The sequence below is a fragment of the Bartonella sp. MR168JLCBS genome (genome assembly GCF_042194175.1).
Genome location: NZ_JBHIMP010000497.1, coordinates 1 through 319, shown reverse-complemented (window position 1 = coordinate 319; position 319 = coordinate 1). Strand labels below are relative to the sequence as shown.

At 36.4% G+C, this 319-nt stretch carries 1 pseudogene; it reads left to right on the top strand.

What is annotated here, in order from left to right:
• Positions 1–319: pseudogene (locus ACFIK8_RS12220) on the top strand (PAS domain-containing protein); the annotation flags it as partial.

The following is a 319-nucleotide window of genomic DNA, read 5'->3' as shown; positions in this document are numbered from 1 at the left end:
CAGCTACTGATGGCATTTTGTGGTTGAATGAACAGGGCTTCATTCAGTCGGTTAGTCGCGCTGTTTTAGCATTAACTGGCTATGAAATAAATGAATTACGGAGACAACCATTATCATCATTATTTACTTTGCAAAGCTGATCTTTGATTGAGAAGTTGTTGAAGTGGATTACTATGAAAGGAAAAAATCAGGTTTTTACTCGCGGTGAGATAGCTGATTTAGTGACGAAAAGTTCTAAGAATATAACCGTTTCTATGACGATTGTATCTTTAGCACAACAAAATAGTTATGCTGTTATGCTGTCCGATATGACAGATGT